Raw genomic sequence first — 25610 nt, forward strand, 5'->3', positions numbered from 1 at the left:
ATCACGTGCGAACTTCGTACGAAGACACAAGGCAGGCCTCGGGGTCTCCGCGAGTGGTGCATCGCCCCGGACGGTCGTAGCGTCGATACAGAGGCGATCACGGGCGGGAGTCGAGATGCGCGGACCGGTGGTGTGGACAGCGATCACGCTCTGGGCGGGCGCCCTGCTCGGGGCGGCCCTGACACCGGCCGCGGCCACCGCGCCGGCGCCGGTGTCCGACACACAGCTGACGGCACCGCCGCCCGGACCCGTGCTCGTGGACTGCCTGTGGCACAAGGACGTCCACCCGGCCGACTTCATCCTGGCCTGCGGCGACGGCAACAGCCGCCTCGCCCGGCTCTACTGGTCGCAGTGGGGCCCCACATCGGCGACGGCCAAGGGCGTGAACCTGGTGAACGACTGCAAGCCGTACTGCGCGGCGGGCACCTTCCGCTCGTACGCGGTGACCGTGCGGCTCGACCGCCCGCGGCCCTGGAAGAAGGACCCGCAGGTGCAGCACTTCACCCGGATCAGCCTGACGTACGCCGATGCCAGGCCGGAGGGATTCACCCGCGTGGTGACCTATCCCCTGTGGGACTGACCGCCCGGCGCGGGTCAGCGCCGGCCGGCGTGCGGCTGTGACTCCCGCGAGAAGGCGTACAGATCCTCGGAGGTGCTGATCAGCTCCCGCCGCTCCTGCTTCGAACCGACCATCGGCTGGGAGCCGTTGAGCGGCACCTGGGCGCTCTCCGGCAGGAACCGCACCGTCACCAGGCCGATGGCGCCGGCCAGCATCAGATAGAAGGCGGGCATCAGGTCGTTGCCGGTGAGACCGATCAGGGCCTCGGTGACCAGCGGCGTGGTGCCGCCGAAGGCCGCGACGGCGATGTTGAAGCCGATGCCCATGGCCGCGTAACGGACGGCCGTCGGGAAGAGCGCGGGCAGGGTGGCCGCACTCGGCGCGGCGAAGCAGGCCAGCAGGGTGGAGAGCAGCAGCACCCCGAAGACCGGCCCCCAGGTTCCGTCCATCTTGAGCAGCAGGAAGGACGGCACGGCGAGGACGACCATCGCCGCCGCGGCGACCGCGTAGACCGGACGCCTGCCGACCCGGTCGCTGAGCCGGCCGATGAACGTGATCAGTACGACGATCCACACCATGCCCACCAGCACCAGCACGTCGGCGAAGCCGCTGGAGCGGTGCAGTGTCTCCGTCTGGTACGTGGGCAGGAAGCCGGTGACCATGTAGTTGGTGACGTTGTAGAGCAGTACCAGACCCATGCAGATGAGCAACGGCCGCCAGTGGTCCTTGACGATGGCCTTGAGCTCGGTGCCGGCCGACTCCTGGGCGAGACTCTTCTCGTGTTCGTCCAACTGCTGCTGGAAGGCCGGCGACTCCTCCAGCTTCAGCCGCATGTAGAGGCCGATCACGCCGAGCGGTCCGGCGATCAGGAACGGGATCCGCCAGCCCCAGGAGAGCATCTCGGCGTCGGTCAGCATCAGGTTCAGCAAAGTGACCAGCGCGGAGCCGAGGGCGTAGCCGACGAAGGTGCCGAAGTCGAGCCAGCTGGAGAGGAATCCGCGCCGGCGGTCGGGTGAGTACTCGGCGACGAAGGTGGTGGCGCCGCCGTACTCGCCGCCCGTGGAGAAGCCCTGGACCATGCGGGCGATCAGCAGCAGCACGGGAGCGGCGATGCCGATCGTGTCGTAGCCGGGGATCAGCCCGATGGCGAAGGTGCCGATCGCCATCATGATCATGGTGGTGGCGAGCACCTTCTGCCGGCCGAGCCGGTCACCGAGAGGGCCGAAGACGAGGCCGCCGAGCGGTCGTACGACGAAGGCCGCGGCGAAGGTCGCGAAGGAGGAGATCAGTTGGGCGCCGGGGGAAGCGCCCGGGAAGAACACCTTCCCGATCGTGGCGGCGAGGTAGCTGTAGACGCCGAAGTCGAACCACTCCATGCAGTTGCCGAGGGCGGAGGCGCCGACCGCGCGCCGCAGCAGTGGGGGCTCGACGACCTGGACGTCCTCCTTGCGGAAGGCGCGCCTCTTGCGGCGGAGCCTCTGGGTGAGTTCCTCGCGCACCTGCCGCGGCAGGCGCGCGACCGTTTTCGGGGTCCTGCCCGGGAGGTGTTGTTCGCCGTCCGTAGTGGTGTCGACCATGCCGCCACCCTTCTTTGCTCTTACCGCCTTGCGTCGCACATGCGACGATCGCGCCGTGCCGGCGCACACCGTCGCATGTCCCAGCTACTGCCCGGCTTCGCTCCCGGCACACTCGCCCCTTTTCCCGGTGCCAACAGCGGTACCAGAGCGACCTCCGCAAGTTTCCCGAGGTCTCTTCCCGGGGGTTCAGGCCAGGCAGGTCAGGGGGCGGCCGCCGTTGTAGGCGACCATGTCGGCGAGTGCGGCGACGGCGTCGATGGGGCGGCCGAGCGGGCCGGCCTCCAACTCGGCGTAGGCCCGGTGCAGGTTGCCGACGATCCGCTCACGGTCCAGCAGTTCGCCGTACTTCCCCAGATCCAGTTCCCGGGCGGTCTGCAACGGGGTCAGTCCGGCGTCGCGGCCGTCGCGGGCGGCCTTCTGCACGAACCGCAGATAACCGAGGACGTCGTCGATGACCTCGGGCCCGGCGACCGCGCCGTGTCCGGGGACGATGGTGGTCGCTCCGAGCGGCTTGACGACCTCCTCCAGCACCTGGATCGCACCGGCGACCGAGCCCTGCAGCAGGAACGGCGTGCCTCCGTTGAACAGCAGGTCACCGCTGAACAGCAGCTTGCGCTCCGGCAGCCAGACGATCGAGTCGTTGGTCGTGTGCGCGGGTACGCCGACATGCCGCACCTCGGCGCGCAGGTCGTCCGCCCACACGGTCACCGAGTCGGTGTACGTCAGGAACGGCGGCTCCAGGACGAACTCGCCCCAGTCGACCTCCGTCCAGAACGGCGCCGACTTGGGCTCGCCCCATTCGAGGACGCCCGTCCGGGTGGCCTCGTGGCCGACGATCGTGGCGCCGTTGAAGAGGTGGTTGCCGAAGGTGTGGTCGCCGTGGTGGTGGGTGTTGATCAGCGTACGCACCGGCTGCGGCGTGATCCCGGCGATCGCGTCCAGGTAGGCGCGGGTACGGCGGACCGTGGAGCAGGCGTCCACGCTGATCACCCCCCGCAGGCCGACGAGGAAACCGGTGTTGTTGATCCACCACGTCCCGTCGGGCTGTACGTAGGCGAAGACGCCGTCGCTGACCTCCTCGACCCGTGCCGGGGGAAGCGTGGCGACATCGTGGTGGACACTGCTCACTTCGGGCTCCTGGAGGGCTGGTGGGACATCGTCGCGATCATCGCATCGGTGACGAGCCCGCCGGTACCCCACGACCGGCCACCCCGGGCCGTCAGAGTGCCACCGCCCAGTCGGCCACGGTCGTGACGGCCGCCTGCTGGGGGAACACCTTCTCGGTGAGCACCCGGTGCACCTCGGGGTCGGCGTCGAGGCATCCGTCGGACAGGACCGTGAGGGCGAAGTCGAGGTCGGCGGCCTGACGGAGGGTGGAGAGCACGACGCCGCCGGTGGCGATGCCGGTGAGGACGAGGTGCTCGATGCCGCCCGCCCGCAGGACCATCTCGAGGTCGCTGCCGGCGAAGGCGCTGACCCGTCGCTTGGTGACCACGGTCTCGTCGGGTTCGGGGGCCACGTCCGGATGGACCCGGATGGCTTCGTCGCCGCCGGCGTCCGCCGGGCCGCGGGAGGCGAGCGCGCCGAACATCTTGTTGCGGGGGCTGACCTCCGGGTAGCCGGGGCGGAACCCGACGACCACGTGGATCACGGGGAGCCCGGCGGCGCGGGCGGCGTCGATCGCCTCGCGCAGGCGCGGCAGGCAGGCGGGATCGGGATACGGTCGACCACGGCCTGTTGGACATCCATGACGAGGAGCGCTTGCCGAGGCTCCGTCACTGTTCCTTCCGTGCCGCCCGGGGAACGAGCGGAATAAGTCATCAGTCGTTTACTTGGTAACGTAGCCCTGCCCGGACGAGCATGTCAACGAGTGATTACTCGCCTCGTCGGCGCGGCGAGGAGGAGGTCTTTCCGTGGTGCGGACAGAGACCGGCGGTGCGCCGGACGGCGAGGAGACCGGCCCCCCGGCCGAGCACCCCGGCGAGCATCCCGCCGGGGACCGCCGACGGCGGGACGCGGCGGCCACCCGTCAGGCGCTGCTCCTCGCCGCACGCGCCCGGTTCACCCGCCTCGGCTACGACCGCACGACGCTGCGGGACGTGGCCGCCGACGCGGGGGTCAACCTCGCCCTGATCAAGCGCTACTTCGGCTCCAAGGAGGGGTTGTTCAAAGCGGCGCTGGCGTCCTCGCCCCGCTTCCTCGGGGGTGAGGGGGAGTTCCCCCGGGGCCGCGCCGCCCTGGCCGAGGCCCTCAGCCGCCAACTGGCGGCCGGCGCCTGGGCGGAGTTCGGCGAGCACCCCGTGCTGATGCTGCTGCGGAACTCCGGCGACGAGCAGGTGGACGCCCTGCGCCGGCAGGCGCTGGAGGACTTCGGCCGCCAGGTGCTCGAAGCCTCGGGCGCACCGTCCGGGGCGCAGTCCGAGGCGGAGGAGGACGAACGCCTCCTCAGGGCACAGCTGCTGGTCGCCCTTGGTGTCGGGGTCGCCGTCGTGCGGTCCGCCGTGGGGCTGCGGCCCCTGCGCGACGCTTCCTGCCAGGACCTCCTGGACCCGCTGCGCGATGTCGTCGACGGCCTGCTCGGTCCCTCCACGTCCCAGGGCGGGGGCGACCATGAGCGCGTCTGACGGCTGGTCCGGAGCGGGGGCGGACCGCCCCGACGTCATCGTGGTGGGAGCGGGGGGCAGCGGCGCCGTCCTCGCGGCGCGCCTCAGTGAGGACCCCGGCCGCACCGTGCTGGTGCTGGAGGCAGGTCCGGTGCCGCGTCACCGCTCGCGGTTCCCGGCCGGGTTGCTCGACGCCCGGCTCGTCCCGGGCGCCCAGCCCGGGCACGCCGCCGTGCAGCCGTACCCGGCGCACCTCACCCCGCGACGCCCGTACACGGTCGTCCGCGGACGCTTCCTCGGCGGCTCGACCACCGTCAACGGCGGGTACTTCGTCCGGGCCCGGCGTGCGGACTTCGACCGCTGGTCGGCCGCGGCCGGCGCCGCCTGGTCGTACGACCGGGTGCTGCCGTTCCTGCGCTCGCTGGAGACCGACCTCGACCACGGCGCCGACGCGACGCACGGCGGGCACGGACCGGTGCGGATACGGCGCACCGATCTGCGGCACCCGGCCGCCGCCGCGTTCCGGGAGGCCGCGCGCCTGCTGGGCTATCCCGAGGAGCCCGACAAGAACGCCCAGGACGCGCCCGGCTTCGGCCCGGTGCCGTCCAACGCCGTGGACGGACTGCGCCTCAACACCGGTGTCGCCTACCTGCTGGACGCGCTCGGCCGCCCCAACCTCACGGTGGCGGGCGGCAGTACGGTCCTCGGCATAGTCGTCGAGCGCGGCCGTGCGACCGGGGTCGTGGTCGAACGCGACGGGCGGCGTACGAGGCTGGAGTGCGGCGAAGTCGTGCTGTGCGCCGGGGCGTTGCGTTCCGCTCACCTGCTGCATCTGTCCGGGATAGGGCCGCGCGCCGATCTGGAGCGCCTCGGCGTCCCCGTCGTCAGAAACGTTCCTGCCGTCGGGGCACGCTTCGGCGACCACCCCCAGGTGGTGCTGGAGTGGATGCCCCGAAGGCCCCTGGCCGAACCGGTCGGCTCCTGGCTCGGCGGCGCCCTGCACCTGTCGTCGTCTGACGGAGGCGACCCGGGCGACCTGGAGATACTGCAGTCGCTGGTGCCCCTGGCCGGGCTGGTCGGCGGCACCGTGACCTCGCCGGGTGAGCCGCTCGCCTTCCTCGCGTCCGTCCAGTCGCCCCGGCTCACCGGCCGGCTCCGCACCCGGTCCGCCGACCCGGCCGTGCCGCCCGCCCTCGACTACGGCTACCTGCGGACGCCCGAGGACCGGCGTCGCATGCGCGAAGCGGTCCGCGCCACCGCCGCGCTGGTCGCCACCGGCGCCTTCGCGGAGGTCTCCGGCGGGCTGACGGCACCGGGACCGCAGGCGCTGGAGGACGACCGGCTGCTCGACCGGTGGATCCACTCCCGGCTCGGCACCTCCCAGCACACCTGCGGCACGGTGCCCATGGGCCCCGCCGACGATCCGGGGGCGGCCGTCGACCACTACGGGAGGGTGCACGGCGTCGGCGGCCTGCGGGTCGCGGACACCTCGATCCTGCCCACGGCCCCGCTGCGCGGCCCGGCGGCGACCGCCGTGCTCGTAGGGGAGCTCGTCGCCGACGCGATGCGGCGCGACCTGCCGTGACCCCGCGGGCCGGTCAGCCCCGCTCCAGCGGATGGGCCGACGTGCGGTCCGCCCAGTCCCCCGCCACCAGTTCCGCCGCCGCGCACCCGGGCTTGCGCCGCGCCTGGTCGCGGAAGAGGGATACGAAGGAGTCGGCGAAGCCCCGGCGGGGGTGGGCGGCGACGAGGGCCTCGGTGAAGGCGGGGTCGAACGCCTCGAAGCCCGTGCCGGAGACGTCCGCGCTCGTGCCCACCTGCAACAGGCGGCTCTCCGGGTCCACTTCGGGCGCCACGTCGTCCCGCATGTGCAGCACGATGATGTCGGCCGCGCGGTCGCGCCGTTCGGACGGCCAGCCGAGGCCCGCCGTGAAGACCCGGGCGAGGTGGCCGCCGGCGTCTTCGAAGGGGAGCGTGTGGCTGTCGAAGGGCGGGGTGAGGGCCAGGTCGTGCAGCATCGCCGAGACGAACAGCAGCTCGCGGTCGAAGTCGAGGCCCCGGGCCTGCGCCCAGGCCGCGCCGAAGAAGTACGACCGCCACGAGTGGTGGTACAGCGCCTCCTCCGCGTACTCCGCACACACCAGCCGCGCCGCGTCCGCGGCCCGCCCCGACGGTGCCCGGACCCCCGCCACCTCGATCTCCACGCGCCCTCCCTCGTAGTCGAGGGATGATCATCCCACGTACCCCCGCCCTGGGTGAGTGCTTGACTTGGAGTGCGCTTCAAGTCCTACGGTCCATGACCTGGCACCGGGCAGTGGGCCCAGGTGTCCGAGGAGCGGGGCCGGCACGGCCGCCGGACACTCGGAAGAGAACGACCATCCACTCCACGGAGAAAGGCTGGGACTCACATGAAGCAGCGCAGGCTGCGGGACCTCCAGGTATCGGCCATCGGCCTCGGCTGCATGGGCATGTCCGCCTTCTACGGCTCCGCCGATCAGGACGAGGGCGTCAGGACCATCCGGCGCGCCCTGGAGCTGGGCATCACCTTCCTCGACACCGCGCAGGTCTACGGTCCGCTCACGAACGAGACGCTCGTGGGCGAGGCGGTCAGGGGCCATCGCGACGAGTATGTGATCGCCACGAAGTTCAACTACCGGATGGACGACGCCGTCCCCGGCGACATGAGCACGGTGGGACGGCAGGACGGCTCGGCCGAGCATGTGCGCGCCTCGGTCCACGGCTCCCTCGAACGGCTGGGCACCGATTACATCGACCTCTACTACCAGCACCGCGTCGACCCGGACGTCCCCATCGAGGAGACCGTCGGCGCCCTGGCGGAACTGGTCGCGGAGGGCAAGGTCCGGCACATCGGCCTGAGCGAGGCCGGGCCGGAGACCCTGCGCCGCGCGAACGCCGTGCACCCGATCACGGCCGTGCAGACCGAGTACTCGCTGTGGACCCGCGACCCGGAGGCAGAGGTCCTGCCGACGTGCCGGGAGCTCGGTATCGGTTTCGTCCCCTACTCCCCCCTCGGCCGCGGCTTCCTCGCGGGCCGGTTCTCCTCGCCCGACGAGCTCGACGAGGCGGACTGGCGTCGCGGCGGCCCCCGCTTCACCGGCGACAACCTGGAGGTGAACCGCAGGCTCGCGGAGAAGGTGAAGGAGATCGCCGCCGAGAAGGGCGTGACACCGGCCCAGCTGGCGATCGCCTGGGTGCTGGCGCAGGGCGAGGACCTGGTCCCGATCCCGGGCACCAAGCGCCGCACCTACCTCGAGCAGAACGCCGCCGCGGTCGACGTCGAGCTGACCAAGGACGACCTGGCACGCATCGACGCCGAACTGCCGAAGGCCGCCGGGGAACGCTACGACGAGGCCGGCATGCGGACCGTGAACCTGTAGGCGGCGGGGCGGGGGCGACGGGTCGGCCGTATGGCCCCGGTGATCCGGGGTAGGCGGCCCGGGACGTCCGAGGGGCAGGGGGCTCGAATGTTCGACGGCTTCACACTCGCGTGGTGCGAGGGGGACGGTGCCCGGCTGCGGGTGCGGTACGGCGGGCAGGGCCCGGCGGTGCTGCTCCTGCACGGTCACCCCCGTACCCACGCGACCTGGCACCGCGTCGCTCCGCTGCTGGTCGCGGCCGGTCACACGGTGGTGTGCCCGGATCTGCGGGGCTACGGCCAGTCCTCGAAGCCCCCGACCGACCCCGAGCACCGTCCGTACTCCAAGCGGGCCATGGCGGCGGACTGCCTGGCGGTGATGCGCGGCCTCGGCCACGAACGGTTCGCGGTCGTCGGACACGACCGGGGCGCCTACGTGGCCACGCGCCTCGCCCTGGACCACCCCGAGGCGGTGTCCGCCCTGAGCGTGCTGGACGCGGTCCCCATCGCGGAGGCGCTGCGGCGCTGCGACGCGGGGTTCGCCGCGAGCTGGTGGCACTGGTTCTTCCTCGGGCAGACCGACAAGCCCGCGGAGCGGGTGATCAGCGCCGATCCCGAGGCCTGGTACCGGGCCGGGCCCGAGCCGATGGGTGCGCAGGCGTACGAGGACTACCGCCGCGCCATTCACGACCCGGCCACCGTGCACGCCATGTGCGAGGACTACCGGGCGGGCCTGGGCGTCGACCGGGAGCACGACGAGGCCGACCGGCGGGCGGACCGGCGCATCGGCTGCCCGCTCCAGGTGCTGTGGGCCACCAGGGACGACATGGTCGACCTCTACGGCGACGTGCTGGGCGTCTGGCGGGACTGGGCGGGCGGCACGCTGGTCGGCGGCCCGGTCGAGTCCGGTCACCATATGGCCGAGGAGGCTCCCGAAGGACTCGCCGACGTTCTCCGTGAGTTCTTGCGCAGTTCGGTTACCCGGACGTAGCCGTCGACACCGACGCGGCGGCCTCGTGGACGGAGGGGTCTGACCGACCAACCCAATCTCGCGCTCATGAGCGCGGCGACTGCGGGTAGCCGAGAACTCGACGCAACCACGGCCCCCCGTCACACGAGGACAAGGACCCCCCACACGAAGGCCCATGGAACATGGTCATCCCGCTTAGGAAGCAGGCGACGGATGAACGGCACTCCCGCGCGCCCACCGCACTGCGTTACAGCGCCACCTGGGACGCCGACACCCTGCGCGGCGTCGACGCGCGACGCGCGGTGTCGGCGTTCCTGGCCCGCCTCGGTCATCTTCCCGACCAGAGGGTGAGCCAGGACGCCCAGCTGGTGGTCAGCGAGCTGGTCACCAACGCGCTGCGGCACGCTCCCGGCCCGTGCGGGCTGCTGCTGGAGCTGGCGCCCGGCGGCGATGTGCTGCACATCACCGTCTGGGACACCTCCACATACCTGCCGGAGCTCCAGCCCAAGGACGGCCGCCGGATCGGCGGTCACGGGCTGCGGCTCGTCGCCCTGCTCTGCGCCCAGCTGCGGGCCGCGCCGCTGGACGGCGGCAAACGCGTCACAGCCGATCTGGCCCTGCCGCCCCGCGGCAGCTGAGATCCGTCAGGAGCAGGCACCGGCGGCGCACGCGGTGAGCCACTGGTCGAAGTCGGCGTCGTAGCGGGTGCCGATGCCGGTGGCGTAGACGGCGTAGCCGCCCTGGTAGTCACCGGCCCGGAACCGGGCCAGCATGCGCTGGATGTCCGCCGGGTGTCTCTCGAACATGTAGCGGACCGCGAGGTAGCCCCACGGATATGTGCGGGTCACGTCGCTGTTGCCGTAGGTGTTCTGGAACAGCGTGCTGAGCCGGTAGGTGTGCTTGCCCGCCTCCGTGACCGCCTGGTCGTAGGTGAGGCCGCGGTAGCCGTAGGAGACGTACTCGGCCAGGCCCTCGATCCACCACACGTCCGGCACCGTCGTCTGCTGGGCGAAGTCGCCCTTCATGTCGTCGCGGGCGTCGATGAAGTGCGTGTACTCGTGGTTCAGGTTCCAGACCCGGGCCGCGAAGCCGTCGTCCTGGTCCTTCTGGTACATGATCGACAGGGGCCGGTTGGCGGGGTCGGCGGGATCTCCTTCGAGGGTGATGCCGCCGTTGTCCGTGCTGACGCCGTAGAGGGCCCAGGCGTACGTCCGGTAGTCGGCGCGGCTGGCGAAGACCACGAGGTCGATGGCCGACACGTACTGGCCGGGTATGGGTCCCTGGTCCTTGACGAGATCGTGGACGTACGGATCCTGGCCCAGCACGCTCGCGCAGACGGCGTCCAGGTCGGCGGCGGTCAGTGCCTGGGCCCGCACGGTGTGCGCCGCGTCGCAGCGGTGGGTGACGGGCAGGGCCGCCCGGGTCAGCCGGCCCGTGAGGTCGCAGAGGTCGTAGTAGGAGCACGCGTCGTGGTCGTAGGAGTCGGCCTGGGTGGCCACCGCGACCCACAGCCCGGCGGTCGGGCCGGTGATCCGCGCGGCGTCCAGCAGGTCCTTGGCCAGAGGGCGGACCGTGGGCTGCAGTGCGGGGTGCTCGACATAGCGGGCGAGGTTCATCCCGGCGTTGGAGTCGAGGAAGCCGCGGTCGGTGCCGAGCAGGTCGAGGTGGTCGAGCGCGAACGCGTAGAGGGCCCGGACGATGTCCGGGTCGGCGGCGACCGCGGTGACGTAGTCCGGGTTCCAGTTGCCGCGCCAGAGGGGGGTGTAGACGTCGTTGACGGCCCTGACCATGCTGTCGACGGCGTCGTAGGAGCTGTCGTAGTCCTCCAGCAGCCGCTGGTAGACGTCCAGGTAGCGAGCCTGCTGGTCGGCGCTGTCGGTGAGGACGACCACCTCGCCCAGCACGTCGCCGTTGGCCGCGGTGACGTCCTCGGAGTGCGGACGGGCGAAGAAGGCGTCCAGGCCGCGGGTGGTGGCCCGGGTCAGCCTGGCGTCGTACGGGCCGACCTCGGCCGGGTGGTTGAACTGCGCGTAGTAGCCCGCGCGGAGGAAGAGGACGAGCTGCTGGATGCGCGCGGAGTTGTCTCCCCGGTAGCGGCGTGCCGCCTCGGTGAAGGCGCCGGCGACGGTGACCATCTGCGGCTGGCGGAAGACAGCGTGCGCGTCGGTGCCGGTGACCGCGAACAGGGTGTTGACGCAGTCGGTGGTCGAGGCCCTGACGAGCGCGACGAGTGCCGCGCCGGTCCTGCTGCCGAAGTCGCCCGGAGTGCACGCGGCCGCTCGCACGGTGGGGCGCGGGCCGGTTCCCGCACCCCGGCGGGGCGGCGCGGGTGCCAGGGGCGGTAACTGGGCCGGGGCGAGCCGCCGTTGCTGCAGCTCGGGACGCTCGGTGGCGTCGAGGGCCGAACCGGCCGGCGGCGGGGCCGGTACCGCCGTCCGGGCCTGGGTCGCGGGGGCCGGGCCGGTCCGGGCCGGGGGTGCCGCCGTGGCCGGCGCCGACAGCAGGCCGGCGAGGGTGACGCAGAGGGCCAGGGCACCGGCCATGCGTCCGGGCAGCGCGAAGCGATAGCGCATCGGGGCTCCTTCACGGACGGATGCGCCTCGGCTGGGGCGATGAGGCGTGTGAGGCACTGTCTCAGCGCCGGGTCGGCCCAACAATGGCGTGTGACATAGCACATGGCACCGCCGGGCCATAACATCCCGTGCCCGCTCGGCCCGGCCGACGGATCATGTCGCGAGCAAGGCACCCCCGCGCGGGCGCATGCGAGCCTGCCGGGCCCCGCGCCCGCGGCGTGCCCCACCGGACCGGACCTACGCCCCGCTCACACTCCAGTTGCGCGAGGCCCACGCCCTCAGGTGCGCGGACCCGGCGACGAGCTCGCGGTAGGCGGCGGTGGCCGCCCGGAACAGCGTCTCGGCCACCTCCTCGGCCACCGTGTCGCGCCGCCAGGCCAGCACATAGCGGCACCACAGCGGCGTACCGGCCAGCGGCTTGACCACCACGCGCGGGATCGGCCGCAGGGTCGCCTGGACGACGGACACGCCGAGGCCGTCGGCGATCATGCTCTGCAACTGCCCCTGGTCTCCGAGGAATTCGTGCACGGTCACCGGCGTGAATCCGGCCACCGCGCAGGCCGCGTAGAACACACCCGGCCAGCCCGCCCCGTCGTCCGGCGTGAGAAACCACGCGTCCCCGGCCAGCTCGGCGAGCGGGACCTCGGCGCGGCGCACGAGCCGGTGGCGCGACGGCAGGGCCACGAAGCTCGGCTCGGTGACGATCCCGCGGTGAGTCACCACCGCCGAGTGTCTGAGCTCCATACCGGGATAGTCCGCGGCGATGGCCGCGTCCACCGCGCCCTCCTCCAGGAGCTCCACGATCCGCGAGGAGGCGTACACGCTGCTCACCGCGAGCGGGACGTCCGGCAGCCGGGCGCGCATCCCGGACACGGCGCCCGACAGCATCGGCGAGTTGGTCGCCGCCACCCGAAGGGTGCGGCGGCGGCCCGCCGCGCCGGGCGCTGGGCGGTGCCCGATCGCGTCGGCACGGTCCAGGACGTCACGGGCCCGGGCCACGATCTCGGCGCCGTACGGGGTCGGCCGAACGCCGGTCGGCCCGCGCTCGAACAGCGGCTCACCGAAGTGCCGCTCGATACGCCGGAGTTGGGTGCTCAGGGCAGGCTGGGAACACCCCAGTCCGGATGCCGCCCGGCCGACGCTTCCCGCGTCGGCGATCGCGCACAGCACGCGCAGATGCCGCAGCTCCAGCTCCATCCGCCCGCCCCCTCCACTCCCCCGTCCGCCGGCGGAGAGGAAGCGTTCCACCGTGCCGTCACCGGCACAAGGGCACCCCCTGTTCGACCACCCGAAAGATCGAAGTATCGTGTGGTTACCATATGAGCGCCGCCTAGCTCGAAAGATAGATCTGTGACTGTCAACGACGACTCGTTCACCAACTGGAAGAACCGCGAGGAGATCGCGGAGTCGATGATCCCGATCATCGGGAAGCTGCACCGCGAGCGGGACGTCACCGTCCTGCTGCACAGCCGCTCCTTGGTGAACAAGTCGGTGGTCAGCATCCTGAAGACGCACCGGTTCGCCCGGCAGATCGCCGGCGCGGAGCTCTCCGTCACCGAGACGCTGCCGTTCCTGCAGGCACTCACCACGCTCGACCTCGGCCCGTCCCAGATCGACATCGGCATGCTCGCCGCGACCTACAAGGCGGACGACCGGGGTCTGACGGTGGCGGAGTTCACCGCCGAGGCCGTCGCCGGCGCCACCGGTGCCGACAAGATCGAGCGCCGCGAGCCGCGCGACGTCGTCCTCTACGGCTTCGGGCGCATCGGGCGCCTCGTCGCCCGCCTGCTCATCGAGAAGTCCGGCTCGGGCAACGGCCTGCGGCTGCGCGCCATCGTGGTGCGCGGCGGCGGCGACCAGGACCTGGTCAAGCGCGCCTCACTGCTGCGCCGGGACTCCGTGCACGGCCAGTTCCAGGGCACGATCACCGTCGACGAGACCAACAGCACCATCTCCGCCAACGGCAACGAGATCAAGGTCATCTACGCCGACGACCCGACGTCGGTGGACTACACGGCGTACGGCATCAAGAACGCCATCCTGATCGACAACACCGGCAAGTGGCGCGACCGCGAGGGCCTGTCGAAGCACCTGCGCCCCGGCATCGACAAGGTGGTCCTGACCGCTCCGGGCAAGGGCGACGTGCCCAACATCGTGCACGGCGTCAACCACGACACGATCAAGCCGGACGAGCGGATCCTGTCCTGCGCCTCCTGCACCACCAACGCGATCGTCCCGCCGCTGAAGGCGATGGACGACGAGTTCGGTGTGCTCCGCGGCCATGTGGAGACGGTGCACTCGTTCACCAACGACCAGAACCTGCTGGACAATTACCACAAGTCGGACCGGCGTGGCCGTTCGGCCCCGCTCAACATGGTCATCACCGAGACGGGTGCCGCCTCCGCCGTCGCCAAGGCGCTGCCCGACCTGAAGGCCCGGATCACCGGCAGCTCGATCCGTGTGCCCGTGCCGGACGTATCGATCGCGATCCTCAACCTCCAGCTCGCACGCGAGGCCGACCGCGAGGAGGTCCTCGACTACCTCCGTGACGTGTCGCTGACCTCCCCGCTCAAGCGCCAGATCGACTTCACCACCGCCCCCGACGCGGTCTCCAGCGACTTCATCGGCTCGCGGCACGCCTCGATCGTCGACGGCGGCGCCACCAAGGTCGAGGGCGACAACGCGATCCTCTACCTCTGGTACGACAACGAGTTCGGCTACTCCTGCCAGGTCGTCCGCGTCGTCCAGCACGTCTCCGGTGTGGAGTACCCGACGTACCCGGCCCCGGCGGTCTGATCCCCGCGCCGCGGCCACTGAGGCGCCGACACGTCGAGGGCCGCCACCCGGATGCCGGGTGGCGGCCCTGGGCACACGCGAGGAGTGGCCGGCCCTCAGTCCACGCCGGGCGGCACGCGCGTGGCGTGGTGGTAGTACATTCGCCACCCCAGGCCCCCGCCTCCCTTGCGCCAGATCGAACTGTGCCTGGTCCGGCGCTCGCCGAGCATGGTCTCGAATGTCAGATGCACCAGACCCGGCGCGAGCAGCACCCCCGACATATCCGAGGGCTCGTATCGGGGGGCATCCGGCGAACTGCCGGGGTGGTCGCTCAGTTCGGCGAGCATGGTTTCATACGTCCACCGCCGCCCGGATCCGCCGACCTCGACGAACTCCGGGTCGAGGAGCTGCCCGGCCCGTTCGCGCGAGGCGCGTACTTCCGGATCCATGAGCAGCAACTCGCCCGCGATCGCCTGCTTCACATCGTCTGACGCACTGTCCATGGACGTATCCTCCCCGAGCCCACCCGCCCGCCGTCACACGACCCGGATACCGACGATGCAGGTGTCGTCGTCGGTATCCGACCTGCTGTAGGTGAGCAGCCGGTCCAGTTGCTGGTCCAGCGTGCCGGGTGCGGACCGGGCGGTGGACAGCAGATGCGACAGGGACTCCTCCACGGACCGGTCGCGGCGCTCGATCAGACCGTCGGTGTACATCAACAGTGTGTCGCCGGGGGCCAGTTGGACCTCTGTCTCCTCGTACACCGCCTCGGGTACGGCGCCGAGGAGCAGTCCCTTGACGACCGGCAGGGCACTCGCCTCCGTGTCCCGGACTACCACCGGGGGCAGGTGCCCGGCCCGGGCCCAGCGCAGGGTGCGGCTGTCGCCGTCGTACAGCGCGCAGACGGCGGTCGCGGTGACCGCGCCCGTCAGGTGGTGCGCCACGATGTTGAGCCACGACAGCAGCTGCGCCGGCCCCGCGCCCGTGACCGCGAGGCCGCGCAGCGCGTTGCGCAGCACCACCATGCTGGTGGCCGCCTCGATGCCGTGCCCGGCCACGTCCCCCACGCACAGCAGCACCAGTCCCGTGGGCAGCACGACCGCGTCGTACCAGTCGCCGCCGACCAGCTGCTCCGTCTCGGCGGGGCGGTAGCGCACGGCGATCTGGAGTTCGGGCACCTCCAACGGGGCCTGCGCCGGGGGCATGATCGCGTGCTGCAGCTGCAGGGCCAGCCGGTTGCGCTCGTCGGCCTGCTGCTCGGTGTGGGCCAGCTGGTCGCGGGTGGCGGCGAGGGCGACCTCGGTCCAGTGCTGGGCCGAGATGTCCTGGTAGGCCCCGCGGACGACGAACAGCCGGCCGTCGGTGTCGAGGACCGGTTCGGCGACGACCCGGATATGGCGGGTGACCCCGTCGGGCCGCAGCAGACGGAAGGCGGCGGAGGCCGGGCGCCGGTGGTGCATCAGGGTCCGCAGGAACCGCCTGATGGTGGTGGCGTCGTCGGGGTGGGCGTGGGCGGGCAGTTCCTCCAGCGCGACCGGGGGGCTGGTGGGCGGGCGGCCGTACAGGCTGAACAGCTGGCCGTTCCAGGTGATCTCGCCCGTCAGCAGGTTCTCCTCGAAGCCGCCGATGCGGCCCAGGCGCTGGGCGTGCTGGAGCAGGCTGGCGAGCCGGGCGGTCTCGTCCTCGATCCGCCAGATGAGCAGCACGCTGGAGCCGTGGCGGCTGATGCTGATGTCGGCGACGGCGGCGAGGGGGACCTCGTCGACGAGCGCGGTGAGGTTCATGCGCCGCGCCCGGAACGGCTCACCGGTGGCGTAGACCCGCTCGACGCTCTGGTACAGCTCGCTCTCGCCGGCGGCCATCGGGTAGGCCTCCAGCAGCAGGGCGCCGTTGACGACGGCCCGGGACCGGCCCGCCGGGTCGAGGAAGCGGCTGTTGACGTGCTGGATGCGGAAGTCGACGAGGTGGCCGGCGCCGTCGAGGTGCGGGACGAGGACCAGGGCCGGGTCGTGCAGTCCGTCCGCGAGATCGGTCAGCTCGTGCGCGTCCGGCAGGACCCGGTGTTCGTACGGCTGCCCGTGCAGCAGCGTGTACGTCTCCAGGGTGTGGGCGCACAGCTCCGCCAGCGCCTCCACCTGCCGTACGACCTGCGGCGGCTGGGGTTCCTCGGGCTTGGGCCAGGCGATCTCCAGCACGCCGTGGATGCGGCCACCGGCCCCGGCGGGTACGGCCACCCGGCCGCCGTCCGGGTACAGGGACCGGCCGATGGTGGGCAGGCCCGACTCCGAGAGCGACGGCAGCCACTGTCCCGCGCGCTCGGTGAGGCCGCGCCGGGCCACCGTGGCCACGTCCGGGGGGACGTAGCGCCAGCGGGCGGCCTCGGCGAGCGGGAATCCGGCGCTGCCGGCCAGGGTCAGCGAACCGTCGGACCCCGCGGCCCAGATGGCCACGCCGACCGCGCCGAGCGGCTGCAGCGCGTGCTGGAGCAGCGAGTCGGCCACGGCCTGGGTGTCGTTCGCCGCCAGGGCGCCGCTCTCGGCCGCGCGCAGCCGTACGGCGGCCGACTCGTCGACGAGCTCCGGTTCCTCCGCGGTGGCGGCGAGGAAGGCCCCGGTCACCTCGGACATCCGGTCCCGGGCGGCCTGGTTGATGACCTCCACCGCGAATTCCAGGGGGGTCACCCGGGCCTGCTCGGTGAGTTCCGCGAGCTGGCGTGCGGCCTGGGCGGGGCCGCAGCCGAGCCGCTCGACGAGGATGCCCTTGGCGAGCTCGATCAGCGCCCGCCCCTCGGCCTCGACCTGCGCCGCCCGCACCTCCCGGCGCAGCCGCTCCACGGTCGCGGCGAGCCTGCCCACCGGCGAGGTCCGCGACGCCTCCGCCAGGCCGGCCTCCGGACCGGGCTGGGCGGGGATGAGGGCGGAGGTGTCGGCGGCGGACGGGACCAGGGGTGCCGCGGTGCCCGGCTCGTCGGCGTCGAAGGCGGCGTCCGGCGTGCCGGTGTCGGGCCGGGGCTGCGGCTGCACGGGTGCGCCGCGTTCGGGGGGCGGCGGGTCGTTCGTCGGCTCGGGGGTCGAGTCGTACGTGGTCACGGTGTGCGGGCTCCTCGGCTGGCGGACGGCCCCGGGGCGCGATGGTGCGGGCGCGGGGCTGGGGCGGGCACGGGCCTCCTCATGCGGGGAGCCAGCGTCGGACGCATGCGATGAGGTCCTGGGTGTCCACCGGCTTGGTGACGTAGTCACTGGCGCCGGAGGCCAGGCTCTTCTCCCGGTCGCCGGGCATCGCCTTGGCGGTCACGGCGATGACGGGCAGGTCGGCGTACTGCGGCATCTTCCGGATCTCGGCGGTGGCGGTGTAGCCGTCCATCTCCGGCATCATCACGTCCATCAGGACGAGGGCGACGTCCGGGTTGTCGACCAGCGTCTCGATGCCCTTGCGGCCGTTCTCCGCGTGCAGCACACGGAAGCCGTGGAGTTCGAGGATCCCGCTGAGCGCGAAGAGGTTGCGCGCGTCGTCGTCGACGACGAGCACGGTACGGCCCGCGGCGTCGGTGTCGCCGGGGTCGAGCGCCGGCCGCTGTGGTTCCTCGGGCCGGACCAGGGTCAGCACCTCGCCGGGCTCCTCGGTGGAGAGGTGCAGGGCGATGCGCTCGCGCAGCTCGTCCAGGCTGAACAGGTACTCCAGCGACCGGCCTTCGGGACCGGAGCGCGCGGTGTCCTCCCCGACCGGGCCGACCCGGTGGCCGGTGTGCACCAGGACCGGAACGCTCGCCAGCGCCGAGTCGCCCTGCAGGGCGTCCAGGAAGCCGGCCGACTCCCCCTCCGGCGTGCCCAGTTCGACGACGACGCAGTGGCACGGCTCGGCGGCCAGCGCACCGGCCGCCTCCTGGGCGCCGACGGCGGTGATGATGTCGACGGGCGCGTACGAGGGGTCGCCCTCCCGGCCGTGCGCCAGGTCTCTGACCACGCTCTCGGCGACGAGGGTGAGCAGTCCGCGCGGACGCTCCTCGACGACCAGCAGCCGGCGCGGACGCCGCTTGGTGCCGGTACGGACGACACCCTCGCGGGGCGCGGCGTCGGTGACCGGCTCGGAGGCGACGGCCTCCAGCGCCTGCTGCGGCGGGCGGCCGGTCCGCGTCACCTCCTCGAAGTCCGGCCGGGCCACGGGCAGGAACAGCGTGAACGTGCTGCCCTTGCCGGGGGTGCTGTCGACGGTGACGGCGCCGCCGAGCAGGTGCGCGATCTCCCGGGTGATGGACAGGCCCAGGCCCGTGCCGCCGTACTTGCGGCTGGTCGTGCCGTCCGCCTGCTGGAAGGCACCGAAGATCGTCTCCAGCTGCCGCTCCGGGATGCCGATCCCGGTGTCCTTGACCCGGAAGGCGACGACGCTGCCGCTGCGCAGCACCCCGTCGGGCACCTCGCCGTCCAGCGCCGGCTCGATCCGCAGCTGGACTTGGCCCTGCTCGGTGAACTTCACCGCGTTGGACAGCAGGTTGCGCAGGATCTGGCGCAGCCGGGAGTCGTCGGTGAGCAGGTCCGCGGGCGCGCCGGTTGCGGTGGTGACCGTGAAGTCGAGGCTCTTCTGCGTCGTCATCGGCCGGAACGTGGCTTCGACGTACTCGATGAGCTGCCGCAGCGAGACGCGCTCCGGCGCCACATCCATCTTCCCGGCCTCCACCTTGGACAGGTCGAGGATGTCGTTGATCAGCTGGAGCAGGTCGGAGCCCGCGGAGTGGATGATGCCCGCGTACTCGACCTGCTTGGGGGTGAGGTTGCGGGAGGGGTTCTGGGCGAGCAGCTGGGCCAGGATGAGCAGACTGTTCAGCGGGGTGCGCAGCTCGTGGCTCATGTTCGCCAGGAACTCGGACTTGTACTTCGAGGCCAGCGACAACTGCTGGGCGCGGGCCTCCAGTTCCTGCCGCGCCTGTTCGATCTGCAGGTTCTTCGCCTCGATGTCCCGGTTCTGTTCGGCGAGCAGGGAGGCCTTCTCCTCCAGTTCGGCGTTGGAGCGCTGGAGTTCCTCCTGTCGTGCCTGCAACTCGGCCGAGCGGACCTGGAGTTCGGACGTCAGGCGCTGCGACTCGTCCAGCAGCTCATCGGTGCGGGCGTTGGCGACGATCGTGTTGACGTTGACGCCGATGGTCTCCATCAGCATTTCCAGGAAGTCCCGCTGGATCTGGGCGAAGGAGCGGACCGAGGCCAGTTCGATGACGCCGAGGACCTGGTCCTCGAAGACGATGGGCAGCAGCAACAGGGCGCTGGGCTCCACCTGTCCGAGTCCGGAGGAGATGGTGATGTAGCCGGGCGGCAGCTCGTCCACGGCGATGGTGCGGCGGCTGCGGGCCGCCTGGCCGACCAGCGAGCGGCCGAAGGGGATGCGGACGGGCCGCGAATCCTCCTCGGGGCGGCCGTAGGAGCCGACGAGCCGCAGTTCGGGCCCGGCTTCGCCGTCCTCGGCGAGGTAGAAGGCGCCGTACTGGGCGGACACCAGGGGAACCAGCTCGTCCATGATCAGCTCGGCGACGACGGGCAGGTCGCGGTGTCCCTGCATCAGGCCGGAGATCCGGGCCAGGTTGGTCTTGAGCCAGTCCTGCTCCTGGTTGGCGCGGGTGGTCTCGCGCAGGGACTCCACCATCGAGTTGATGTTGTCCTTGAGTTCGGCGACCTCGCCGGAGGCGTCCACGGTGATGGACCGGGTCAGGTCGCCCTCGGCCACGGCGCTCGCCACCTCGGCGATGGCGCGCACCTGCCGGGTCAGGTTGCCGGCGAGCTCGTTGACGTTCTCGGTGAGGCGCTTCCAGGTGCCCGAGACGCCCTCCACCTCGGCCTGGCCGCCGAGGCGTCCCTCGGTGCCGACCTCGCGGGCGACGCGGGTGACCTCGTCGGCGAAGGCGGAGAGCTGGTCGACCATCGTGTTGATGGTCGTCTTGAGCTCCAGGATCTCGCCGCGGGCGTCGACGTCGATCTTCTTGGAGAGGTCACCGCGGGCGACCGCGGTCGTCACCAGCGCGATGTTGCGCACCTGGCCGGTGAGGTTGTTGGCCATCGAGTTGACGTTGTCGGTGAGGTCCTTCCAGGTGCCGGCCACGTTCGGCACGTGGGCCTGGCCCCCGAGACGGCCCTCGGTGCCGACCTCGCGGGCGACCCGGGTGACCTCGTCCGCGAACGCCGAAAGCGTGTCGACCATCGTGTTGATGACGTCGGCCAGCGCCGCGACCTCGCCCTTGGCCTCGACCGTGATCTTCTGCGAGAGGTCGCCCTTGGCCACGGCGGTCGCGACCTGGGCGATGGAGCGCACCTGTCCGGTGAGGTTGGAGGCCATCACGTTGACGTTGTCGGTGAGGTCCTTCCAGGTGCCGGAGACACCCCGCACGGTCGCCTGTCCGCCGAGATTGCCGGCCGTGCCGACCTCGCGGGCGACGCGGGTGACCTCGTCCGCGAACGCCGACAGCTGGTCCACCATCGTGTTGATGGTGTTCTTCAGCTCCAGGATCTCACCGCGCGCGTCGACGGTGATCTTCTGCGAGAGATCACCCTGGGCGACGGCCGTGGCGACCTGGGCGACGTTGCGGACCTGGGCGGTGAGGTTGCCCGCCATGAAGTTCACCGAGTCGGTCAGGTCGCGCCACGTTCCCTTGACGCCCTTGACGTCGGCCTGGCCGCCGAGCCGCCCCTCGGTGCCGACCTCCCGGGCGACGCGGGTGACCTCGTCCGCGAACGCCGACAGCTGATCGACCATCGTGTTGATGGTGTTCTTCAGCTCCAGGATCTCACCGCGCGCGTCGACGGTGATCTTCTGCGAGAGATCACCCTGGGCGACGGCCGTGGTCACCTGGGCGACGTTGCGGACCTGGGCGGTGAGGTTGCCCGCCATGAAGTTCACCGAGTCGGTCAGGTCGCGCCACACACCGCCGACCCCCGGCACCTGGGCCTGCCCGCCGAGGCGGCCCTCGGTGCCGACCTCGCGGGCGACGCGGGTGACCTCGTCCGCGAACGCCGACAGCTGATCGACCATCGTGTTGACGGTCTCCTTCAGCTGGAGGATCTCGCCGCGCGCGGGTACGTCGACCTTCTGGGACAGGTCGCCCTTGGCCACCGCCGTCGCCACCTGCGCGATGTCCCGCACCTGCGTGGTGAGGTTGCCCGCCATCGCGTTGACGGAGTCGGTCAGGTCGGCCCAGGTGCCGGACACGCCCGGCACCTCCGCCTGACCGCCCAGGGTGCCCTCGGTGCCCACCTCGCGGGCCACCCGGGTCACTTCGGAGGTGAACACCGACAACTGGTCCACCATGCCGTTGAACACGGTGGCGATGTCGCCCATCAGACCGTCGGAGTCGGCGGGCAGGCGCGTCCCGAAGTCGCCGTCCCGCACGGCTGTCAGACCCGCGAGAAGTCGTCTCAGTTCCTGGTCACCCGGGACCGCCTCGGTCACCTCGGTCGCCTTGCCGGCCATGCGTACCCTCGTTCCGCTCCCGGGAGCCCTTGGTCGAAGGACTCGGAAACCGTGCCGGGGCCGCTGGGCGACCCGGCTGATCGTGCGCGTTTCCGCAGTTCACGGATGTGTCTACGGAGAAAATACGCCGCAGGCTAACCCACGCGAGCGACGGCCCACAAAGCTTCCGGCCAAGTTCCCCGCAACGTGAAAAAGATGGGCAGGAGACATGATTGGAAGGGAGAGACAGGGGTACCCGAGCACTTTTTGCCGATCTTGCGGAGCATGTGAAAGTCTCGGTTGCGCCCGTGCGGCAACGTTTCTCTTGGGGAGCTCACGTGTTGTTGCTCGATCTGGACACGGTGGCGCCGCGTGAGCGGGCGGAGGTGTTCCATCACACACTGACGGACGAGTCGGTGCCCAACGACGTCGTCCACGAGGAGCCCGAGGCGGGCATCCACGCGCGCATGGAACTGTGGCGGGTGGGCGGCCTGGACCTCTTCGCCACCCGCAACTCGGGCTTCGAGGTGCGGCGGACGCAGCGTCATGTGCGCCACCACCGCAGCAACCCCGTCGTCTCCGTCTCGCTCCAGCCCGAGGGCGTGCACCGCGCCGAGGTCGCGGGGCGGCGCCATCTGCTGGGCCCGGACGACATCTGTGTCTTCCACGAGTTGTCACCGCGGGTGTACGGCTGGTCCGGGAGCGGGTCCTCGCAGGCCGTCATGTTCGACGTGGACCGCCTCGGCCTGCCGGTGGACACGGTGGTGAAGGCCTCCCTCCGGCTGCGCGCCAGCCCGCTGCACGACATGGTGCTGCAGCATCTGCGGGCACTGTGGCGCGATCCGGGCCGTATGGAGGCCGACCCCGGCGCGCAGGCCCTCGCGAGCGCCACCGCGGACCTCGTCCGCGCCCTGCTCCTGTCGGCCGCGCACGGCGAGGAGACCGCCCCGGTCAGGTCGGCCATGGACGACACCCTGCTGACCCGGGTCATGGCCTACGCGCGTCGGCACCTCTCGGACGGTGACCTGACGCCGGAGCGGATCGCGGCGGAGCACGCCGTCTCCGTGCGCCGGCTCTACCAGCTGTTCAGCGATGCGGGCGTCAGCCTGGAGCAGTGGCTGATCTCCGAACGGCTGGAAAAAGCACGGCGGATGCTGGCCGCCGTCCGCTACGACCGCCTCACCGTCGCGGCCGTCGCCGCCCGGTGCGGGTTCAGCAGCCCGAGCCACTTCAGCCGCCGGTTCCAGGCGGCGTACGGGGTGACACCGAGCGAGTGGCGGCGGCACCGGGATGCCGGTGGGCCCATGGACGGTGCCGGTCGCGCCGACTGACCGGGTCAGGTGCCGTGCAGGGCGGCGTGCAGCGTGTCCGTCACCTGGATGCGGGCCGCCCTGGACGCGTACGTGCCGCGGAGCAGGTCGAACAGGACGAACCCGTGGATCGTGCCGTGGTAGCGGGCCGACACGACCGGGACGTCCGCTTCCCTCAGCCGTGCCGCGTACGCCTCGCCCTCGTCGCGCAGCACGTCGGCCTCGGCGGTGAGCACGAGCGCCGGCGGCAGTCCCCGTAGCCGGCGGGTGTCCGCGCGCAGCGGGGAGACCGTGCCGTGTGCGCGGGACAGCGGATCCGGCGCGTACTGCTGCCAGTAGCCGTACATGGCGGCACGGCCGAGGAAGTACCCGTCCGCGAACTGCCGGTAGGAGGGGGTGTTCATCGCCGCGTCGGTGACCGGACAGACCAGCACCTGGTGGCGCAGGGCCGGCCCGCCACGCTCCCGCGCCACCAGGGTGAGGGAGGCCGCGTGCTGAGCGCCCGCGCTGACGCCGACGACCGCCATCCGGGTCCCGTCCAGCCGGCATTCGGCTCCCTGCCGGGCGATCCACCGGGCGACGGTGTAGGCCCGTTCGACGGCGCCCGGGTGGCGGGCGTCCTCCGGCACGTCGTACTCGGGGACGACCACGGCGGCGTCCGCTCCCAGCACCAGGTCCGCGACCAGTTTGCGGTGCGCGTAGGCGTCGGTGAGCATCCAGCCCAGGCCGTGCAGGTACAGCACCACCGGCAGTGGCTCCTCGGTGCCCGCGGGGCGCAGGATCCGCACCCGGATGCGGTTGCCGTCGCCGCCCGGCAGGGCCAGCCACTCCTCCTCGATGTCGGGCTCGTCCCGGCCGCCGCCGTTCCACAGGGCCGCCATGCGGGTCCGGGAGGCGGCTTCGTCGGTGGCCGAGGGCGTGGGGCAGGTGAACTCCTCGACGAAGGCCCGGGCCCGTCTTTCGAGAACAGGCGCCGCCCGGAAGGGCGCAACGTCTTCTTCCACCGGAACTCCTGCTTGAGGGGCGGACCACGGGCCGCTCGAAGGAGCGGATCCACACCCGCGGCCGGGCAAGCAGGCGCTCCGTGCCGGAAGCGGCTCTGCCGACACGGGTGTCCACCCTAGAGGGCCGGTCACGGTGCGTGGGCGGGGCCACCGTATCCACCCGGGTCGCTGCGTGCACACTTCGCCGCCCGTCACAGTGATGTGCAGTCATATGACCTAACACCTCCCTCCGGGCGCGCCCGAGACTCGGTCGAAGGGCCGTGGAAAGGGGTGACCGTCCCCCCTCACGCGCACCGCGCACCGCATTCCTGGGACGGCTGAAGGGAGCCCTCTTGAGCGCTCGACACGAGACGGCCGATTCCCCGGACACCACCGCGTCCACCGAGGTGGCGGCCGCGGTCTCACGCCGGCTGGCGCCGGTCGTGGAGCGTGTGGGGCAGGACGGCCCCGCGCGCGGCCGGGTGACCTCGCATCACCTCGGCTACGTCCGCACGCTCGCCTGGGAGGCCGGGCCGCTGCGCCTGGCCCGGGGCGCGGGCTCCATCGCGCAGGACGCCGGGGACGCGATCGCCCTGGTGATCGCCCGGTACGGAACCGTGCGGCTGGCGCAGGACGGGCGTGGTGCCCTGGTGGAGAGCGACCGGCAGGCCCTGATCGATCTGCGTCGGCCCTTCTCGGTCGAGCAGCGGGACCGGGCCGGGGTCCTCTTCTTCCGCCTGCCCGTCCACGCCCTGCACGTCCCGGTGACGCACCTGCGCTCCGTGACCGCCCGCGTCCTCGCGCCGGCGGGCGGGACGGCCGCGCTGCTGGCCACGTTTCTGCCACGGCTGGAGGAGTCGGCGTCCCGGATTCCGGCCGCGGTGGGCGAGCGGCTCGGGGGGATCGTCACCGAACTGGTGGCGGCCCTGGTCGACGAGCTCACCGAGGAGTCCCGGGAACCCGCGGAGACGGGACGCGACCGGCTGGTCGCCACGATCCGTCAGTACGTCGAGCGGAATCTCGAGGACCCCGAGCTGTCCGCGGAGCGGATCGCCGCGGCGCATCTCATCTCCGTCCGCTATCTGCACCGCCTCTTCGAAGGGGAGGGGATCACCGTGGGCCGGCTGATCCAGCGGCGCCGGGTCGAGGAGTGCGCGCGGGAGCTGGCCCGGCGCGGCCGGGTGAGCCCGTCCATCTCCGTGGTGGCCGCCCGCTGGGGCTTCGGCAACGCGGCCCACTTCAGCCGCGCCTTCAAGGCCGTCCACGGTCACGCGCCGCAGCAGTGGCGCCGCCTGGCGGTCGCACCGTCGACCGCTTCCCCCGCGGGCGACTGGCCCCCCACCGGGGACAACCACCCCGCCGACGCGTCCGGCCACCCCACCGACACCGCCGCCTTCGGCGAAACCACCGGATCCACGGAGTCGGCACACGCGTCCTGACGCACCAACGCGTCCAC

18 protein-coding genes and 1 pseudogene are annotated in these 25610 nt (G+C 71.9%); 9 read left to right on the top strand and 10 right to left on the bottom strand.

Translation table 11 applies throughout. The features are described 5' to 3' along the window. Positions 1 to 115 precede the first annotated feature (115 nt). The gene (locus tag ACZ7L0_RS35910; RefSeq protein ID WP_471246752.1) at positions 116 to 580 is read left to right on the top strand and encodes a hypothetical protein; all 465 of its coding nucleotides are present in this window, start codon (positions 116 to 118) and stop codon (positions 578 to 580) included. 14 nt (positions 581 to 594) lie between these two features. On the opposite strand, the gene ACZ7L0_RS35915 is transcribed toward ACZ7L0_RS35910, so the two are convergent. The 3 genes and pseudogenes from ACZ7L0_RS35915 to ACZ7L0_RS35925 form a co-directional block, all read right to left on the bottom strand. Further along, positions 595 to 2136 (bottom strand): MFS transporter, encoded by a 1542-nt coding sequence (locus ACZ7L0_RS35915; RefSeq protein ID WP_471246753.1) that lies wholly within the window; start codon positions 2134 to 2136, stop codon positions 595 to 597. A gap of 186 nt (positions 2137 to 2322) precedes the next feature. Further along, positions 2323 to 3264 (bottom strand): MBL fold metallo-hydrolase, encoded by a 942-nt coding sequence (locus ACZ7L0_RS35920; protein WP_471246754.1) that lies wholly within the window; start codon positions 3262 to 3264, stop codon positions 2323 to 2325. A gap of 91 nt (positions 3265 to 3355) precedes the next feature. Continuing rightward, positions 3356 to 3957: pseudogene (locus tag ACZ7L0_RS35925) on the bottom strand (cysteine hydrolase family protein). Positions 3958 to 4049: 92 nt separating this feature from the next. Here ACZ7L0_RS35925 and ACZ7L0_RS35930 point away from each other — a divergent pair. Both ACZ7L0_RS35930 and mftG read left to right on the top strand, forming a co-directional pair. Then, positions 4050 to 4760 carry a TetR/AcrR family transcriptional regulator gene (locus ACZ7L0_RS35930; protein ID WP_471246755.1) on the top strand — a complete coding sequence of 237 codons (711 nt, stop codon included), beginning with the start codon at positions 4050 to 4052 and terminating at the stop codon, positions 4758 to 4760. Continuing rightward, positions 4747 to 6324 carry a mycofactocin dehydrogenase MftG gene (mftG, locus tag ACZ7L0_RS35935; protein WP_471246756.1) on the top strand — a complete coding sequence of 526 codons (1578 nt, stop codon included), beginning with the start codon at positions 4747 to 4749 and terminating at the stop codon, positions 6322 to 6324. Before ACZ7L0_RS35930 ends, mftG begins: the two co-directional genes overlap by 14 nt. Before the next feature lie 13 nt (positions 6325 to 6337). On the opposite strand, the gene ACZ7L0_RS35940 is transcribed toward mftG, so the two are convergent. After that, entirely contained in the window at positions 6338 to 6943 is a 606-nt protein-coding gene (locus ACZ7L0_RS35940; RefSeq protein WP_471246757.1) for an HD domain-containing protein, read from the bottom strand. A 204-nt stretch (positions 6944 to 7147) separates the two neighbouring features. On the opposite strand from ACZ7L0_RS35940, the gene ACZ7L0_RS35945 reads away from it, so the two are divergent. The 3 genes from ACZ7L0_RS35945 (at position 7148) to ACZ7L0_RS35955 (ending at position 9723) form a co-directional block, all read left to right on the top strand. Further along, the gene (locus tag ACZ7L0_RS35945; protein WP_471246758.1) at positions 7148 to 8137 is read left to right on the top strand and encodes an aldo/keto reductase; all 990 of its coding nucleotides are present in this window, start codon (positions 7148 to 7150) and stop codon (positions 8135 to 8137) included. Between the two features lie 87 nt (positions 8138 to 8224). Further along, entirely contained in the window at positions 8225 to 9106 is an 882-nt protein-coding gene (locus ACZ7L0_RS35950; RefSeq protein WP_471246759.1) for an alpha/beta fold hydrolase, read from the top strand. Positions 9107 to 9267: 161 nt separating this feature from the next. Then, complete coding sequence (locus tag ACZ7L0_RS35955) at positions 9268 to 9723, top strand: ATP-binding protein (RefSeq protein WP_471246760.1); 456 nt, start codon at positions 9268 to 9270, stop codon at positions 9721 to 9723. 6 nt (positions 9724 to 9729) lie between these two features. On the opposite strand, the gene ACZ7L0_RS35960 is transcribed toward ACZ7L0_RS35955, so the two are convergent. Together ACZ7L0_RS35960 and ACZ7L0_RS35965 are read right to left on the bottom strand one after the other, a co-directional pair. Continuing rightward, positions 9730 to 11658 carry a collagenase gene (locus ACZ7L0_RS35960; protein ID WP_471246761.1) on the bottom strand — a complete coding sequence of 643 codons (1929 nt, stop codon included), beginning with the start codon at positions 11656 to 11658 and terminating at the stop codon, positions 9730 to 9732. A 237-nt stretch (positions 11659 to 11895) separates the two neighbouring features. Continuing rightward, entirely contained in the window at positions 11896 to 12855 is a 960-nt protein-coding gene (locus ACZ7L0_RS35965) for a LysR family transcriptional regulator (RefSeq protein ID WP_471246762.1), read from the bottom strand. A gap of 153 nt (positions 12856 to 13008) precedes the next feature. Here ACZ7L0_RS35965 and ACZ7L0_RS35970 point away from each other — a divergent pair, with 153 nt between their 5' ends. After that, complete coding sequence (locus ACZ7L0_RS35970; RefSeq protein WP_471246763.1) at positions 13009 to 14454, top strand: glyceraldehyde-3-phosphate dehydrogenase; 1446 nt, start codon at positions 13009 to 13011, stop codon at positions 14452 to 14454. A gap of 95 nt (positions 14455 to 14549) precedes the next feature. On the opposite strand, the gene ACZ7L0_RS35975 is transcribed toward ACZ7L0_RS35970, so the two are convergent. The 3 genes from ACZ7L0_RS35975 to ACZ7L0_RS35985 form a co-directional block, all read right to left on the bottom strand. Further along, complete coding sequence (locus ACZ7L0_RS35975) at positions 14550 to 14936, bottom strand: nuclear transport factor 2 family protein (RefSeq protein ID WP_471246764.1); 387 nt, start codon at positions 14934 to 14936, stop codon at positions 14550 to 14552. A 33-nt stretch (positions 14937 to 14969) separates the two neighbouring features. After that, positions 14970 to 17378: a SpoIIE family protein phosphatase gene (locus ACZ7L0_RS35980; protein ID WP_471246842.1), complete on the bottom strand. Its 2409-nt coding sequence runs from the start codon at positions 17376 to 17378 to the stop codon at positions 14970 to 14972. Between the two features lie 223 nt (positions 17379 to 17601). Next, complete coding sequence (locus ACZ7L0_RS35985; RefSeq protein ID WP_471246765.1) at positions 17602 to 21882, bottom strand: HAMP domain-containing protein; 4281 nt, start codon at positions 21880 to 21882, stop codon at positions 17602 to 17604. Positions 21883 to 22199: 317 nt separating this feature from the next. Here ACZ7L0_RS35985 and ACZ7L0_RS35990 point away from each other — a divergent pair, with 317 nt between their 5' ends. Then, the gene (locus ACZ7L0_RS35990; RefSeq protein ID WP_471246766.1) at positions 22200 to 23192 is read left to right on the top strand and encodes an AraC-like ligand-binding domain-containing protein; all 993 of its coding nucleotides are present in this window, start codon (positions 22200 to 22202) and stop codon (positions 23190 to 23192) included. A 5-nt stretch (positions 23193 to 23197) separates the two neighbouring features. On the opposite strand, the gene ACZ7L0_RS35995 is transcribed toward ACZ7L0_RS35990, so the two are convergent. Further along, positions 23198 to 24175: an alpha/beta hydrolase gene (locus ACZ7L0_RS35995; protein WP_471246767.1), complete on the bottom strand. Its 978-nt coding sequence runs from the start codon at positions 24173 to 24175 to the stop codon at positions 23198 to 23200. Between the two features lie 332 nt (positions 24176 to 24507). Between ACZ7L0_RS35995 and ACZ7L0_RS36000 the strand changes: the two genes are divergently transcribed. Continuing rightward, a complete protein-coding gene (locus tag ACZ7L0_RS36000) occupies positions 24508 to 25593 on the top strand; it encodes a helix-turn-helix domain-containing protein (RefSeq protein WP_471246768.1) in 1086 nt (361 codons plus the stop codon). The last annotated feature ends 17 nt before the right edge of the window (positions 25594 to 25610 follow it).

Source organism: Streptomyces sp. NPDC039424, from assembly GCF_055639495.1.